The sequence below is a fragment of the Nocardioides endophyticus genome (assembly GCF_039543845.1).
GTDB lineage: Bacteria > Actinomycetota > Actinomycetes > Propionibacteriales > Nocardioidaceae > Nocardioides > Nocardioides endophyticus.
Genome location: NZ_BAABKN010000023.1, coordinates 319,150 through 334,052, shown reverse-complemented (window position 1 = coordinate 334,052; position 14,903 = coordinate 319,150). Strand labels below are relative to the sequence as shown.

The 14,903-nt window shown below is 70.6% G+C and carries 14 protein-coding genes; 5 read left to right on the top strand and 9 right to left on the bottom strand.

Annotated elements, in window-relative coordinates:
* Window positions 1-2: 2 nt before the first annotated feature.
* From ABEA33_RS18760 to ABEA33_RS18745, 4 genes are all read right to left on the bottom strand, one after another.
* A complete protein-coding gene (locus ABEA33_RS18760) occupies window positions 3-1,886 on the bottom strand; it encodes a penicillin-binding transpeptidase domain-containing protein (protein ID WP_345528453.1) in 1,884 nt (627 codons plus the stop codon).
* Between the two features lie 24 nt (window positions 1,887-1,910).
* Entirely contained in the window at window positions 1,911-3,656 is a 1,746-nt protein-coding gene (locus ABEA33_RS18755; protein WP_345528452.1) for a DEAD/DEAH box helicase, read from the bottom strand.
* Window positions 3,657-3,720: 64 nt separating this feature from the next.
* Entirely contained in the window at window positions 3,721-5,556 is a 1,836-nt protein-coding gene (gene glmS / locus ABEA33_RS18750) for a glutamine--fructose-6-phosphate transaminase (isomerizing) (RefSeq protein WP_345528451.1), read from the bottom strand.
* A 70-nt stretch (window positions 5,557-5,626) separates the two neighbouring features.
* Window positions 5,627-5,917, bottom strand: a complete 291-nt coding sequence (locus tag ABEA33_RS18745) for a hypothetical protein (RefSeq protein WP_345528450.1) — start codon at window positions 5,915-5,917, stop codon at window positions 5,627-5,629.
* A gap of 217 nt (window positions 5,918-6,134) precedes the next feature.
* Between ABEA33_RS18745 and ABEA33_RS18740 the strand changes: the two genes are divergently transcribed.
* On the top strand, window positions 6,135-6,269 hold the full coding sequence (locus ABEA33_RS18740) for a hypothetical protein (protein WP_345528449.1): 135 nt from the start codon (window positions 6,135-6,137) through the stop codon (window positions 6,267-6,269).
* Between the two features lie 149 nt (window positions 6,270-6,418).
* Entirely contained in the window at window positions 6,419-7,015 is a 597-nt protein-coding gene (locus ABEA33_RS18735; protein WP_345528448.1) for a YceI family protein, read from the top strand.
* Window positions 7,016-7,106: 91 nt separating this feature from the next.
* Here the strand turns inward: ABEA33_RS18735 and ABEA33_RS18730 are convergent, their stop codons facing one another.
* On the bottom strand, window positions 7,107-8,420 hold the full coding sequence (locus tag ABEA33_RS18730; RefSeq protein ID WP_345528447.1) for a DUF1501 domain-containing protein: 1,314 nt from the start codon (window positions 8,418-8,420) through the stop codon (window positions 7,107-7,109).
* A 39-nt stretch (window positions 8,421-8,459) separates the two neighbouring features.
* A complete protein-coding gene (locus ABEA33_RS18725) occupies window positions 8,460-10,034 on the bottom strand; it encodes a DUF1800 domain-containing protein (protein ID WP_345528446.1) in 1,575 nt (524 codons plus the stop codon).
* A gap of 136 nt (window positions 10,035-10,170) precedes the next feature.
* Between ABEA33_RS18725 and ABEA33_RS18720 the strand changes: the two genes are divergently transcribed.
* Together ABEA33_RS18720 and ABEA33_RS18715 are read left to right on the top strand one after the other, a co-directional pair.
* Window positions 10,171-11,076, top strand: a complete 906-nt coding sequence (locus tag ABEA33_RS18720) for a GNAT family N-acetyltransferase (protein ID WP_345528445.1) — start codon at window positions 10,171-10,173, stop codon at window positions 11,074-11,076.
* Between the two features lie 169 nt (window positions 11,077-11,245).
* Window positions 11,246-12,211: an LLM class flavin-dependent oxidoreductase gene (locus ABEA33_RS18715; protein ID WP_345528444.1), complete on the top strand. Its 966-nt coding sequence runs from the start codon at window positions 11,246-11,248 to the stop codon at window positions 12,209-12,211.
* A 16-nt stretch (window positions 12,212-12,227) separates the two neighbouring features.
* Here the strand turns inward: ABEA33_RS18715 and ABEA33_RS18710 are convergent, their stop codons facing one another.
* The gene (locus tag ABEA33_RS18710) at window positions 12,228-12,797 is read right to left on the bottom strand and encodes a hypothetical protein (RefSeq protein WP_345528443.1); all 570 of its coding nucleotides are present in this window, start codon (window positions 12,795-12,797) and stop codon (window positions 12,228-12,230) included.
* A gap of 283 nt (window positions 12,798-13,080) precedes the next feature.
* Between ABEA33_RS18710 and ABEA33_RS18705 the strand changes: the two genes are divergently transcribed.
* The gene (locus ABEA33_RS18705) at window positions 13,081-13,470 is read left to right on the top strand and encodes a ClpX C4-type zinc finger protein (protein WP_345528442.1); all 390 of its coding nucleotides are present in this window, start codon (window positions 13,081-13,083) and stop codon (window positions 13,468-13,470) included.
* A 313-nt stretch (window positions 13,471-13,783) separates the two neighbouring features.
* Here ABEA33_RS18705 and ABEA33_RS18700 read toward each other — a convergent pair whose 3' ends face one another.
* Both ABEA33_RS18700 and ABEA33_RS18695 read right to left on the bottom strand, forming a co-directional pair.
* Entirely contained in the window at window positions 13,784-14,197 is a 414-nt protein-coding gene (locus tag ABEA33_RS18700) for a hypothetical protein (protein WP_345528441.1), read from the bottom strand.
* Between the two features lie 75 nt (window positions 14,198-14,272).
* Window positions 14,273-14,845 carry an RES family NAD+ phosphorylase gene (locus ABEA33_RS18695; RefSeq protein WP_345528440.1) on the bottom strand — a complete coding sequence of 191 codons (573 nt, stop codon included), beginning with the start codon at window positions 14,843-14,845 and terminating at the stop codon, window positions 14,273-14,275.
* Window positions 14,846-14,903: the final 58 nt, after the last annotated feature.

The following is a 14,903-nucleotide window of genomic DNA, read 5'->3' as shown; positions in this document are numbered from 1 at the left end:
GGCTACCCGGCCCGCAGGAACTGCTCCAGGACGGGACCGGCGGTGCCGGAGCCGGAGGCCCCGAGGTCGACGTACACGGCCACGGCGAGGTCACCCTGCGCGGCCACCATCCAGGCGTGGGTGAGCTTCTTGCCGTTGCGCTCGAACTCCGCCGTACCCGTCTTGGCGATCACCGGAGGGCCGGGCACGTCGAGTAACCCGCGGCCGCTGCCGGAGGTGACGACGCCACGCAGCATCTGCTTCAGGGCCGATGCCTCACCGCCGGTGAGCGGCGCCGCCTCCGACGGCACCGACACGTCGACCGACCTCACCAGTCGCGGCACGACGGTCTTGCCCGACTGGATGGACGCCATCACGGTCGCCATCGCCATCGGCGACGCGAGGACACCGCCCTGCCCGATCAGGTCGGCGGCCGCCTCGGTCTCGGACTTCGGCGGCGGCACCTCCCCGAAGTACGCCGGGAACCCGAGGTCGTGGTCGATGCCCAGCCCGAGCGACGCGGCCGCGGCGGCGAGGTCGCCGTCGGCCACCTTGCCGGCCTGGGAGATGAAGGCGGTGTTGCAGGAGTTGGCGACCGCCGTGCTCAGCGGGACGTTGCCGAGGGCACCGCTCGGGTAGTCGTCGTAGTTCTCGAACGGCTTGCCGTCGACGACGATCCGGCTGGTGCACGGCACGACGGTGCTCGGCGTGAGCCCGGCCCGCAGCAGGGCGAGGCTGCTCACGGTCTTGAAGGTCGAGCCCGGAGCCGCCTGGCCGTACGTCGCGAGGTTGTAGCCGTCGGTGCCGGCGCCGTTGGCCGCGGCGAGGATCGCACCGTCCGACGGGCGTACGGCGACCAGCGCGCTCGCCGGTCCGACCCCGGCGAGCGCGGCCTCGGCGTCGGTCTGGCGCTGGAGGTCCATGGTCAGCTCGAGCGGCTGCCCCTGCTGCGGCTCGACCCGGTAGAGCTCGCGCTCCATCCCGTCGGATCCGACGGCGTTGACGACGGCGCCGTCCACGCCCTGCAGCTGCTCGTCGTACCTCGCCTGCAGTCCGGACAGCCCCGCCCGGTCGCCGGCCTGGTAACGGTCCGGGTGCTCCTTGAGCATCTCGGCCGTCACCTCGCCGACGGTGCCGAGGATCGGCGCCGCGAACTCACGCGACGGGGGCAGCGGGACCCGGTCGGGGATGCCGACCGCCCCTTTGATGCGGAAGTAGCTCTGGGCCACAGCAGGCGGCACGTCCTCCTTGCGGAGCGTGATCGCCTCGACGAACGCCTTCTCGCCCGAGGCCTCGACCCGCTTGGCGTAGGCAGCCGCGTCGATGTCGACGAGCCGCGCGAGCTCGCGCGCGGAGTCGCCGGCGCGTGCCTTGGACACCTTGCCGCGGTCGATGCCGAAGCGGACGACGTCGCGGTCCGTGACCAGCGCGGTGCCACGGTTGCCGAGGATGTCCCCCCGCGCCCCCGCGATCGGCGTGGCGTCGAGGACGGTCGCCTTGCGCAGGCTCGGCTCCACCAGGGAGCGGGCCCACGTCGTCTGCCACTCGTCGTCGGCCTTGGTCAGCACGACGTCGGTCGTGTAGCTCCACTCGTCGCCGGCGACCGGCCACACCCAGGCGAGCGTGGCCGTGGCCTTGTCACCGTCCTCGGTGACCCCGCCCGCGGTCACGGTCGGCGTGAGGTCCCCCATGCCCTCGACCACCGCGGCGTAGTCGGTGGTCACCTGTTCGGAGGTCTGCTCACCGGTGAACGCGACGTCGGCGAAGCTCCCCGACGCGAGCGCCGAGGCCAGGGCGTCGGCCGCCTTGTCAGGGTCGGGCCCGGTCGCCTTGTCGCCCGCGTCGCAGCCCGCGAGGGCACCGGCAGTCAGGAGGAGGGCAGCGGCTGTCGAGACGAGGGAACGCACGCCCCCGGTTCTATCAGGCCGTGCTCAGTGATCCTTGTGCCGCGGCTTCTTGCTCGGGCCCGCGTTGTACGACGGGCTTCCGGCGTCCGGAGCCAGCTCGATGAGCTTGCCCGAGATGCGGGTGCCCTTGAGCTTGTCCCAGGCGCCGCCCGGCAGGTCCGCGGGCAGCTCGACCAGCGAGTGGTCGCCGCGGATGTCGATGTGTCCGAAGTCCCCGCGCGACAGGCCACCCTCGTTGGCGATGGCACCGACGATCTGGCGCGGCTCGACCTTGTGGCGCTTGCCGACCGCGATCCGGTACGTCGCCATCGGCACGTCGGTGCGGCCTCGCGGACGGCGCTCGCCCCGCTCGGGCCGGCCACCACGGTCGGGCCGGTCGTTGCGGACCGGGCGGTCGTCGCGCTGCTGCTGGCGCGCGTCCGCGGCCGGGTCGATGAGCAGCGGGGTGTCACCCTGCGCGACCACGGCGAGCGCGGCGGCGACATCGACCTCGGGCACGTCGTGCTCGCGCACGTAGTGGGCGATGATGTCGCGGAACCGCTCGATCCGGGTGGTCTGCTCCAACGCGGACGTGATCGCGTCGTCGAAGCGGGAGAGCCGGGTCGCGTTGACGTCGTCGGCGGTCGGCAGCTGCATCTGGGCGAGCGGCTGACGGGTCGCCTTCTCGATGTGCTTGAGCAGGTAACGCTCGCGCGGCGTCACGAAGGAGATCGCGTCGCCACTGCGACCCGCGCGGCCGGTGCGGCCGATGCGGTGCACGTAGGACTCGGTGTCGGTGGGGATGTCGTAGTTGACGACGTGGCTGATCCGCTCGACGTCGAGGCCACGGGCCGCGACGTCGGTGGCGACCAGGATGTCGAGCTTGCCCGACTTCAGCTGGTTGACCGTGCGCTCGCGCTGGGCCTGGGCGACGTCCCCGTTGATCGCCGCGGCGGAGAAGCCCCGGGCGCGCAGCTTCTCGGCCAGCATCTCCGTCTCGCTCTTGGTGCGGACGAAGACGATCATGCCCTCGAAGTTCTCGACCTCGAGGATGCGCGTGAGGGCGTCGATCTTCTGGGGGTACGAGACCAGCAGGTAGCGCTGGGTGATGTTCGGCGCCGTCGAGGTCTTGTTCTTGACCGTGATCTCTTCGGGGTTGTTCAGGTACTGCTTCGAGATCCGGCGGATCTGCGCCGGCATCGTCGCGGAGAAGAGCGCGACGTTCTTGTCGTCCGGGGTGTCGGCGAGGATCGTCTCGACGTCCTCGGCGAAGCCCATGTTGAGCATCTCGTCGGCCTCGTCGAGCACCAGGAAGCGCAGCTCGGTGAGGTCGAGCGTGCCCTTCTCGAGGTGGTCCATGATCCGGCCCGGGGTGCCGACGACGATGTGCACGCCGCGGCGCAGCGCGCTGAGCTGGACGCCGTACGCCTGTCCGCCGTACACGGGGAGGACGTGCACGCCCTTGATGTGCGCGGCGTACTTCTCGAAGGCCTCGCAGACCTGGAGCGCGAGCTCGCGGGTCGGCGCGAGCACCAACGCCTGCGGCGTCTTCTGCGACAGGTCGAGGCGCGACAGGATCGGCAGCGCGAACGCCGCGGTCTTGCCGGTGCCGGTCTGCGCGAGTCCGACGACGTCGCGGCCCGCGAGGAGCGGTGGGATGGTCGCGGCCTGGATGGCGGACGGCTTCTCGTAGCCGACGTCGGACAGTGCCTTCAGGACCTTGTCGCTGAGCCCGAGGTCGGCGAACGTCACCTCAGGAGTCGACGTATCGTCGTTCTCGTTGTTGCTCACCCGTCAACGGTAGTGCTTTCCAGCACAGGCGCCACCTTCCTCGTCGCGGTGGGCTGGGTCACGACTACTCGACGGTGACCGACTTGGCGAGGTTGCGCGGCTTGTCGATGTCGTGGCCGAGCTGCATCGCGGCGTGGAACGCCAACAGCTGCAGGGGTACGACGAGCAGCACCGGGTCGAGCTCGCGCTCGTTGCGGGGCACGTCGATGCGCGCCAAGAAGTTCGGGCTAGCCTCGACCTCGCCGAGGTCGACGCCCTCGTGAGTGATCACGACCAGGGGCCCGCGCCGGGCGGCGATCTCGTGCAGTGCGCCGACGTTGCGGTCCGTGAGCTCGTCGTCCGGCACGATCGCGACCGTCGGCACCTGCTCGGAGACCAGCGCCAGCGGGCCGTGCTTGAGTTCGGAGGTCTGGTAGGCCTCGGCGTGCCGATAGGAGATCTCCTTGAACTTCTGCGCACCTTCGCGCGCCACCGGGAAGCCACGGACCCGGCCGACGAAGAACAGGCTCTCGGCCGCGGCGAGCTGACTGGCGACCTCGGCGATCTCGGCCTCCCGGTCGAGGATCTCCTGGATCTGCTCTGGGACCCGGCTCAGTCCGTTGATCAGGCGACGCCCGTCGGCGATCGACAGGTCCCGCACCCGGCCGAGCTGGAGGGCAAGCAGGGAGAACCCCAGGAACATGTTGGTCAGCGCCTTCGTCGACGCGACGGCGACCTCGGGCCCGGCGTGCAGGTAGATGCCGCCCTCGCACTCGCGGGCGATCGCGCTGCCGACGACGTTGACCAGGCCGATCACCCGGCCGCCCTTGCGCCGGATCTCCTGGACCGCGAGCAGGGTGTCGATGGTCTCGCCGGACTGGCTGACGGCGACGTACAACGTGTCCGGCTCGATGACGGGGTCGCGGTAGCGGAACTCGCTCGCGGCCTCGGCGTCGGCGGGGATGCGGGCCAGCTCCTCGACCAGCGCGGCGCCCATCTGGCCGACGTAGTACGCCGAGCCGCAGCCCAGGATCTTGACCCGGCGGATCGCGCGGGTCTCACGGGCGTCCATGTTGAGTCCGCCGAGGTGCGCGGTGCCGAACCGCTCGTCCAGCCGGCCGCTCAGCACCCGCGCTGCCGCGGCCGGCTGCTCGAGCATCTCCTTGTGCATGAACGACTCGTGCTCCCCGGCCTCGTACGCCGCCGGGTCGACGTCGACGGTCTCCGCGGTGCGGGTGACGGGTCGCAGGTCGCCGCCGTACGTCGTGAAGCCGCCTGCCGTGACCGTGGCGATCTCGCCGTCGCCGAGGTGCGCGATCGTCGTCGTGTGCCGCACGATCGCGGCCAAGTCGGAGGCGATGTACATCTCCTTCTCACCGACGCCGACCAGGAGCGGGCTGCCGTTGCGCGCCACGACCAGGCGATCGGGGAAGTCGGCGTGGACGACCGCGAGGCCGTACGTGCCCTCCACCGCGGCCAGCGCGTCGACCACCTTGCCCTCCAGGGTCGGTGCCTCGGAGAGGGCGACCAGGTGGGCCAGCACCTCGGTGTCGGTGTCGCTGACCAGGTCGATGCCCTCGTCGCCCAGCCGCTGTCGCAGCGCCGCGGCGTTGTCGATGATGCCGTTGTGGACGACCGCCACCAGGCCCTTGGCGTCGGTGTGCGGGTGGGCGTTGACGTCGTTCGCCGGGCCGTGGGTCGCCCAGCGGGTGTGCCCGATGCCCACCTTGCCCGCGAACCGCTTCGGCAGCCCCTCGGCCAGGTCACGCACCCGGCCGGCCCGCTTGGCCATCTTGATGCCCGTGCTGCCCAGCAGCGCGACGCCCGCCGAGTCGTAGCCCCGATGCTCGAGCCGGGTCAACCCCTCAAGCAGCACCGGGGTGGCCTGCTGGGTGCCGACGTAGCCGACGATTCCGCACATGGGGTGTCCTTTCGACTGTGGTTTCGAGGCTCGGGCCCAGCGGCCCGCACACCTCAACCACCGGGTTCAGCTATCCATAGACCAAGCGGCGGAGCTGCCGCTCGGTGAGCTTCGGAGCGGCGACCACGCGGTCGGCCAGCTCCTCGGCGATGCGCGCGAAGATCTCCGAGTTCTTCGCGCCGTAGGTCTTCAGCTGGGCGTGCCGCCGCCGTACGTAGTCCTCCACCGGCTCGGCGTGGAAGGCGATGACGTCGTCCACCACCCGCGCCGCCTCGGCAGGCGAGAGCCCGGTGCTGGTCGCGATGCGATCGACCAGATCGGGGTCGGAGGATGTCGGCACGGCGACGATCGTCGGTGACACACGGTCAATGTGCAACTTCCTGCCCGATATCGGGCAGGAATGGCCAATTTCTCCCTAGCATCGGGTAGGTGGAGCGCGAAGGACTCAACGCGCCGCTTTCGACCCCTCGAGGTGGGGGGCGGAGTGGACATTTGCCGAAGAGATGACACCGCGGGTGGGGATGGGCTATCGTAGGTGAACAGAAGATGAACACAGTGCGAACGAAGAGGGCGATCCCATGAGCGACCACCTGAAGGCCGGCGGCCTCGTGCAGACGTGGGTGCCGGTGACCGACAGCCAGGGCCGGACTCACCTCGAGGCGCACTGGACCGACGCCTCGGCGCCGGCCACGCACGTCACGCACGCCGCCTGACTCCACTCTCGCTCGACCCCGTCCGGACAAGCTCCGGGCGGGGTCGACGCATGTTCTGACCATGGGTGGGCAGTGGGAATGAATCGGACCGAGGTCCGGTTACGGTAATCAAACGTTCAACCAAAGCCCGCACCAGACCAGGAGTCACCATGTCGTTCTTCAACCGCAAGACCGCCGACGAGCAGTTCGACGCTCCCACCACCGCCGTCGAGGACATCTCCGGCGACTACACCATCGACCCCACCCACACGCGTCTCGGGTTCAGCACCCGCCACGCGATGGTCACCACCGTCCGTGGCCAGTTCACCGAGTTCTCCGGCACCGCTCACGTCGACGCCGCCAACCCGGGCAACTCGACCGTGTCGCTCACCATCCAGACCGCCAGCATCGACACCGGCGTCGCAGACCGCGACGGTCACCTCAAGTCCGCTGACTTCTTCGACGTGGACAACAACAAGGAGATCACCTTCTCCTCCACCAAGGTCGAGCGCGACGGCGACGACTGGGTCATCACCGGCGACCTGACGATCAAGGGCGTGACCAAGCCGATCACGGTCGAGTTCGAGTCCAACGGCTCGGCGCGCGACCCGTTCGGCAACCTGCGCATCGGCTTCGAGGGCGGCACCAGCATCAACCGCAAGGACTGGGGCCTCACCTGGAACGCCGCGCTCGAGACCGGCGGCGTGCTCGTCTCCGAGAAGATCAAGCTCGAGTTCGACGTCTCCGCGATCCAGAACGCTTCCTGACGCAGCTCTGTTCACTGGGGCAACCACCCAGGAACCGACGACGGCCCGTCCCCAGTGGGGCGGGCCGTCGTCGTACGTCGGGATCCGGCCGCTACTGGCCGAGCATGAAGCCGACGCGCTCGCGCTGGAAGCCCGGGAAGACAGCCGCAGTGGACGCGGTCGTGCGGGCGGCGACGATCTCCGCGAGCACGCTGCGGTAGTCGGTGGTGACCGTGAGGTCCGCGTCCAGGCTGTTGGTGAGACCGGGCCAGGTGCCGTAGTAGCGGCCACCCTTCACCCCGGCGCCGGCGGCGAGCATCACGTTGCCCCACCCGTGGTCGAGCCCGCCGTTCGCGTTCTCCTGGACCCGGCGACCGAACTCGCTGATCGTCACCAGCGTCACCCGGTCGCCGACCGGCCCGAGGTCGGTGAAGAACGCGGCGATCGCAGAAGCGAGCTTGCCTGCGTTGCCCTGCATCCAGCCAGCACCTGCAGCGCCCAGCCCGACGTGCATGTCCCAGTCGCCGCTGTCGACGGTGACCGCCGAGACACCGACGTCGGCGCGCAGGGTGCGGGCGACCGACGACAGCGCGTCGCCGAGGTCGTCGTCGGGGTAGAGATTCTTGCGGGCGCGCTGTGCCCGTGCGGGGTCGAGATCGACGACAGCGTCGAGCGCCTCGCGGAAGCCGCTGCCGAGGGCGCTCCGGTCGCGGGTCCACTGAGTGCGCATCGCCTTCATCCGCAGCCCGCGCGGGTCGCTCTTGCGGTCACCGCCCGCGAGGCTCGCGGTGTCGAGATCACGGAACGCCATGATCGGCTCCGGCCCGATCATGGAGGTCGGGATGCCCGCACCGACGGCCAACGCCTGGAGGTTCGAGCTCGCCCGTGCTGTGGCGGGGTCGTTGCCGACGAGGCGGTTGAGCCAGCCGGTCCGCTTGGACGAGCCGGGGTCGGCGTCCTCGAGCGCCTCCATCGCCGCGAAGTGCGACCGGTTCGGCACCGGCAGCCCGGTCGCGTGGATCGCGGCGAGCCTGCCGGCGTTCCACAACGGCACCAGGGGCGCCATCGCCGGATGCATGCCGAAGAAGCCGTCAGTCGCGACGAGGGCACCCGGCTGGATGCCGATGCCGGGACGCGCCTTGTAGTACGTCGGGTCACCGTGCGGCACGACCAGCGACAGCCCGTCCGCCGCACCGCGCAGCGAGAGGACGACCACGGTCGAGGACGGCGTACGCCGGGGTGCGTCCGCGGCCGCGAGGGTCGGCCCCATCGTCACGGCGGCGGAGCCGAACATCGTGGTGGCGCCGGCGAGCGCCGCGCCGCGCAGCAGGGAGCGCCGGCTCGGTGCAAGACCGGCGGGTCGGCAGTCGCACCCGGCGGGCTCGAACCCGTGGGAGTCGGGCGGTTCGAGAGGCAGAACGCTCATCAGGGTCTCCAAAGGATCTGCGCAGGGATCCGCGCGGGGTCAGCGCTGGTAGAAGGCGGGGCTGTCGAGGACGGTCGCGACGACCCGCGGCCAGACCTTCGTGAAGACCGCCGAGCTGCGGCTGACCCGGGTGTCTGGGCGGATCTCGGCAGCCTGGCAGCAGGCCTTCAGCAGCGCCTTGCTCGAGGGCCGCTGCAGCAGTCGGCGGGACAGGTGGTCGACGAGGTCGCGGAACTCCATCGGCCTGGCCCGCGGCATCCAGGAGCGCGGCCGTGGAAAGGCCACGGCGTCCCCGGGCCACCAGCCGTTGACCATGTCCCAGTGGAAGCTCATCGACGCCAGCGCGCGCGACGGTGAGGACCAGGACGCGTTGTCGACGGGCTGGCCGTCCGGGCGGGGCCACGTCAGCGGGGCCAGCCCGATCATCGCGGTCTGCCAGTAGACCTGGTTGGCCGCGGAGGCGTCCGTCCTCGGCTTCTTCACGCCGACGCCCAGGATCCGGTAGGTCGCCAGCACGTCCTCGTCAGCGTCGCGCACCTTCTTGTCCACCGCCGACTTGAACTCCGGTGAACGCACCAGCGCCTTGAGCACCGGCACGATGGCGGTGTCGTTGGCGAGGTAGACCGCCGCCAACCGGTCGACGAGGCTCGCCGGCACGGTGTCGGACACGAAGGCACGCACCAGCTTGGTGGCGATCCGCCGGGCGGTTGCCGGGTGGTGCGCCAGGTAGGAGAGGTACGCCGCGGTGACCGCGCGGCCGTCCTGGTCCGCGTTGTCGTGCTGGAAGCCCATCACCTGCACGGGCCCGGTCCAGTGGTCCTTGGGGACGTACGACGCGGCCCACGTCTTGTAGAGGTCGACGCGGTTGCCGGTCAGGATGCGGGCGGAGTTCTTGACGTCCTCCTCGCCGTAGTTGCCGATGCCCACCGTGTGCAGCTCGAGCAGCTCACGACCGAGGTTCTCGTTGGGGTGCGCCTTCGTCGAGGTCGCGGCCCCCAGGAACATCAGCATCGCCGGGTGCAGGACAGTGGCCTGCAGCAGGTCGTCGAAGCGGCCGAGCGCGTGGGCCCGCACCATCTCGCCGTACTCGATCCGGAAGACGAAGATGTTGTCGGAGTTGGTCGCGACGTGGAAGTGGTTCTCCCAGAACTCCGTCATCACCTCGAGCACCTGGCGGGGCGAGGTCATCCGGCGCATCATCGTGCGGTTGCCGTAGTCCCACATCACCTCCCAGCCACCGCGCACGCCTCCCTGCGTGCGGGACCACAGGTCTACTGCGTCGCGGTGCAGGTCGGGCCACCAGTCGCAGAGGTTGTCCGCACTGCCGTCGTACGCCGTGGCGAGCTGGCGGTCGAACCAGGCGAGGTGGCCACCAGCGGCCTGGACCTCGGCAGCCAGCGCCGGCGTGATGCCGTAGCTGAAGCGGTTCACCAGGTGCCGGGCCGGCGCGCGCAGCACGCGGGTGGGCGGGTAGCGCCCGGGCCGGAAGGAGACCCTCCTGCTTTTCGGCATGGCCTCGGCGGGGAGGGCAGCCGTGGTCGCGGCGATGCCCGCAGCGGTGGCTCCGCCGGCGAGGCGGAGGGCATGGCGGCGCGTGGGCGCTTCAGTAGTCATCTCGGACGTCCGTGTCCTCGGGGGTGATCGAAATCCGTGTCGAACACCGGAACGATCGGCGGAAGAGCCGGGCGCCTGAGGAGTGTCCGGAAAAATCGGCGGACGCGCCTCGCTCTGCTCCGCGAGACTGACGTCCATGTCCGACACGATCAACCTGCCCGCCGGCCTCACCGGCCGGCCGCTGGTGATGTCCGATGCCCGCGCTGTCTTCGAGGTGATGGCCGCCCAGGAGCTCCACGACACCGGCGAGGTCGCCATCGAGGAGGCCGACATCGTCGGCGACTGGCAGCGTCCGTCGTACGACGTCAGCGCCGGCACCTTCGGCGTCTTCGACGGAGACAGGTTGGTGGCGTACGCCGAGCACATGGGCGCCGACCGTGGCGACGCGGCGGTGCACCCCGAGCACCGCGGGCGCGGCATCGGCACCGCGCTGGCCGGGTGGATGCAGGCCCGAGCCCGCGCCGCCGGCGCGAGCGTGGTCGGGATGCCGGTCCCGCGGGGGTCCGACGGCGACCGGCTCCTGGAGGCGCTCGGCTACCACGTGCGCTGGGAGAGCTGGGTGCTGCAGCTGCCCGAGGGGGCGACCGTCCCGCAGCGCACCCTGCCGGCGGGCTACGCGATCCGCGAGGCGACACCGGAGGACTACGAGGCCTGCTGGACGGTGCTCGAGGACGCGTTCCTCGAGTGGTCGGTCCGCGACCGCGAACCGTTCGAGGACTTCCTGGCGCGCACGGTGCGGCGGCCGGGCTTCCAGTCGTGGAACCTGCGCCTGGTCGTCGACGGCGACGGCGCGGCCGTGGGTGCGACCGTGGTCTACCCCTACGGGACCGAGGGGTACGTCGACCGCCTGGCGACCCGCAAGGACCAACGTGGGCAGGGGATCGCGCAGGCGATGCTCGTCGACGCGTTCGCGGTCGCCCGGGAGCACGGCGCGAGGACCTCGGGGCTCAACACCGACTCCCGCACCGGCGCTCTCGGCCTCTACGAGAAGGTCGGGATGCACGTCACGCAGACCTGGGTGAACCGGGCCGTCGACCTCTGACGTCATCGGAGCCTCCTTGCGTGCGCCAGGCGCGCACTACTGCCCATCAGGATCGACAGCGCAGGGTCGAGGCGGACCCGGAGCCAGCCGTGCTACCCCATATCGGGCATGCCCGGTCCAGTCAGGTGCTCACTAGAACAAGTTCCAGTTCTGCTGGTTGACTGGAGCCATGCCGCGCATCCAGTTCGCCACCCGCTTCGACTTCCGCGCCCCCGGGGCCGACCCGGCGACCCGCCAGGAGATCTTCGCGAGGGCAGTCGAGCAGGCGGCGTACGTCGACGCCCACGGCATGGACGCGCTGATGATCTCCGAGCACCACGCCGCCGACGACGGCTACCTGCCCAGCCCGCTCCTGGTCGCGGCGGCGTTCGCCGCGGTGACCAGCCGGGTGCCGATCACGGTGTCGGCGCTGCTGGTCAACCTCTACGAACCGGTGCGGCTGGCCGAGGACATCGCGGTGCTCGACCACCTCAGCAAGGGCCGGGTCGCCTACACCTTCGGGCTCGGCTACCGCCCGGTGGAGTACGAGCTCTACGGGCGGTCCTGGGCCGGCCGCGGCACCGACATCGAGGAGCGCATCAACGCCGTGCTCGCAGCCTGGCGCGACGGCACGACCACTCCGGCGCCGTACTCACAGCCACACCCGTTCCTCTTCTACGGCGGCGGCTCGCTCGCGGCCGCTCGGCGGGCGGCTCGGCTCGGCCTGAACTTTCAGCCCCAGCACGGTTCTGCCGAGCTGAAGGCGGCGTACGAGGAGGCGGCTCGCGCTGCCGGTCGTGAGCCGGGCTTCGTGCTCCAAGCGCCCGACGGCGGACCGGCCAACGTCTTCTGCGCCGAGCGCCCGGACGAGTTCTGGGAGCGCTACGGGCACCACCTGCTCGCGGACGCGCTGGCCTACCAGGAGTGGCACGGCGAGGCCGGGTCGTACGTCGTCGACCACTCGCGCACGGTCGAGCAGATGCGTGCAGCGGGGGTCTACCTGGTGTGCACCGCCGACGACCTCGTCGACCGGTGCCGCTCCGGCGAGGTCCGGCTGGTCACCAGCCACCCGGCGTGCGGGGGGCTGCCCGCCGAACCTTCGTGGGAGAGCCTGCGGGCGGTGTGCGAGACGGTGCGGCCGGCGGTGCGGGGGTAACCCGGGGATACCCGGTTCACCGGGTATCCCGTAGGTTCTGGGCCTCTGCAGTGCCCGAGAACCTACAGAAGTGCCCCAGGAGTCGGGGGCTCACGGTCGTCACGGATGGTCGTGTCGGGGTTGAGGAGAAGCCGGCCCGCGGCGGCGGGTCGACGGGCGTCAGCCGGCCGAGGTCGTGCCCGTCGAAGGTGCCGCTCATCGCGACGACCTCGCGGACGTCGGTCGCGCCGTACCACTCGCGCCGATCGTTGCCGGCCGCGCCGCGGGTGCGTACGCCGCGCAGCGCGACCCGGGCGACCGGGTTGGTGACGCTGCACCACGCCGGGCTCTCCGCGAGTCGCCTCGGCACCATCCGCAACAGCCGGCCCAGCCCGGTGCGACCACCGAGTATCAGGTCGAGGGCCAGCGACGGAGAGCTCAGGACCCAGCCGTTGAGGGCGATCGGCTCGATCCGAACCTCATCGAGCGTGTACGTCGTCGCCACGAACTCGGCCACCTGCTCGGTCGGCGCGAGCAGCACCCGGTGCCCGGCAGCGGTCTCGAGACCATCGCATCCACGAAGGCGCCGTACGGAGACTCGTCCCACCGCCCGACGACCACCCGCACACCACTCGTGGTGCCGACGCCCGCGACGGCGCCGCGGAAACGCCGTCGGCTCATGCCGCCACGAAGCCATGCCCCCGCAGAGCCCCCGTTCGGCGGAGGTTCACCCGTAGCGGCCAGGAGTATCGTCGCTGTTGCAGTCACGGGTGAGGTGTCGGGCCTCTCGTCGCGAACTCCGAGAGCGAGCGGCCCTGTGATCCATCGCGCAGACGGTTCCGGGATCTACGCGCGACCAGTAGGCCGAGGAACCGATCAGGGAGGCGTCGATGGACACCAACGTCGAGCGGAAGCACTGCTCGTTCTGCGGCATCAAGGGCAAGAAGGGCATGCGCTTCGGCGGCGGTCTCGGCGCGATGATCTGCGAAGACTGCGTCGAGCACTACCACGAGGTCTTCCAGTCGGAGTCGAAGACCCGTCAGGGGGCCAAGGCCCCGTGGGAGTCGATGACTGACGCCGAGATCCTCAGCAACCTCCCGCTCATCGCGCAGACCGCGGACCAGGTCTCCGAGTTCCTCGTCGAGTGGGTGGAGCTGGCTCGCTCCCGCAAGATGTCGTGGGCTGCGATCGGCAAGGCCTTCGGGGTCTCGCGGCAAGCCGTCTGGGAGCGCTTCGCACACCGGGTCGAAGACGTCCGGGCCCGCGCCGACACCGCCTAGCCCGACGCCGCGGACGGTAGCCCGCGAGATCTCGGTCCGGGTCGCACGCGACGAGACCCCCGTACCCGTCGCGTGCCGACGCCGACGCGATCGGCCTCGTGGTCGACGTATCGCTCCCCGTCAGTCGGTCCCTGGTCAGGGACATCAGGACGGCATCCCGATCGTCAGGCACAGCATGACACGCGGCAGGGTGCCCCTGACGCGAAACGCCGAAATCCGGGCGGAGATCGCGCTGGCGATCACGTGGGCACACCACAGCGCCGATGGTCCCCTGAGCTCAGGGGACCATCGACGCTCATGGGAGGTGGGTGGTCTATCTGACCCGCAACGTGCGGTCTCCACTGACCGCTGCCACCTGCAGGGCGGTCCCCTGGAGCCGGATCGTGATGGCGTGTCGCCCCTTGGCCAGGAGCGGCAGCGTCACCGTCAGACGTCCCTTGGCGGCCTGCCTGAGAGCCAGCCTCTTGACGACCCTGCCCCCATCACGGACGACGATCCGACCCACGGCGTAGCTGCCGGGGGTGGCGTTGGGAATCGTGGCGAGCACCCGGACCCGAGCGTGCTGCGCCCGCGAGATCGACTTCCGCGCGAGCGTGGCGACGATCTTCGGCTTGGCCTTGGTGACCGTCACCCTCCCGCAGCCGGATGACCTGGCGACCCCGACGGTCCCGCGATACGTCGCGGCGATCGCGTGACCGCCGGGCTTGAGGCCCGCTGGGAGCTGCACCGTGGCCGAACCGCCCGCCAGGGTCTTGGAGGTCGTCCTGCCGAGCAGTTGGATGCGTTGTTGGCAACCGCGCCACTAGTGGGGCTCCACAGCAGCGTTGTGCCGGCCCAGGATCCGCTCGACCTCGAGCAGGCCTTCCCCGCGGTCGATCCACTCGGTGTCGGGGTGCGCCCGCAGCGCTCCCGCCGCGCGGCCGGTTCCTCCGCCGGGGGTGTCGTCGAACAGCGCCAGCGCCATCCGGTCCTCGTCGTGGCGACATCGGTAGGCGAACCCGTCGACGGAGGACAGCGTCTCCAGCAGCCAGGCGGCCCAGGCCCGGGTCTGCTCGTACTGGTCCGCGTCGCTCTTCGTCAGCCACAAGCCGGCGCCGACCTGGGCCACCCATGGCCCGTGCAACGACAGGACGGCCAGGCTGCGCATGACTTCGACGGTGGTGATGCGCCGGCCCTTGATGCGCACGCGGGGCACGAGCCGCGCTGACCCATCGAGAGGTAGATCCCTGGCAACGGTCTCCGCGATGGCACCCTCGTCGTCGTAGCCCAGGTACGTGTAGGCGTAAGAGCCGTCGAGGGAGTCGAACCGTCCGCCCCGCAACCTCGACGGCTGCGCTGTCGGGTTGAAGGTGTCCGCGTCGTGCTCCTCATGCACGCGACGCAGCAGGGTACCGACCGGGATGACGTCGACGTGTGGCTCCCCTGGGATGGCT

Coding starts and splice junctions, on each gene's coding strand:
- glmS (WP_345528451.1), bottom strand. CDS start 5,556: ATGTGCGGAATCGTCGGCTACGTCGGCACCCAGCAGGCCACCCCGGTG.
- ABEA33_RS18740 (WP_345528449.1), top strand. CDS start 6,135: ATGAGCGACCACCTGAAGGCCGGCGGCCTCGTGCAGACGTGGGTGCCG.
- ABEA33_RS18735 (WP_345528448.1), top strand. CDS start 6,419: ATGTCGTTCTTCAACCGCAAGACCGCCGACGAGCAGTTCGACGCTCCC.
- ABEA33_RS18730 (WP_345528447.1), bottom strand. CDS start 8,420: ATGAGCGTTCTGCCTCTCGAACCGCCCGACTCCCACGGGTTCGAGCCC.
- ABEA33_RS18725 (WP_345528446.1), bottom strand. CDS start 10,034: ATGACTACTGAAGCGCCCACGCGCCGCCATGCCCTCCGCCTCGCCGGC.
- ABEA33_RS18720 (WP_345528445.1), top strand. CDS start 10,171: ATGTCCGACACGATCAACCTGCCCGCCGGCCTCACCGGCCGGCCGCTG.
- ABEA33_RS18715 (WP_345528444.1), top strand. CDS start 11,246: ATGCCGCGCATCCAGTTCGCCACCCGCTTCGACTTCCGCGCCCCCGGG.
- ABEA33_RS18705 (WP_345528442.1), top strand. CDS start 13,081: ATGGACACCAACGTCGAGCGGAAGCACTGCTCGTTCTGCGGCATCAAG.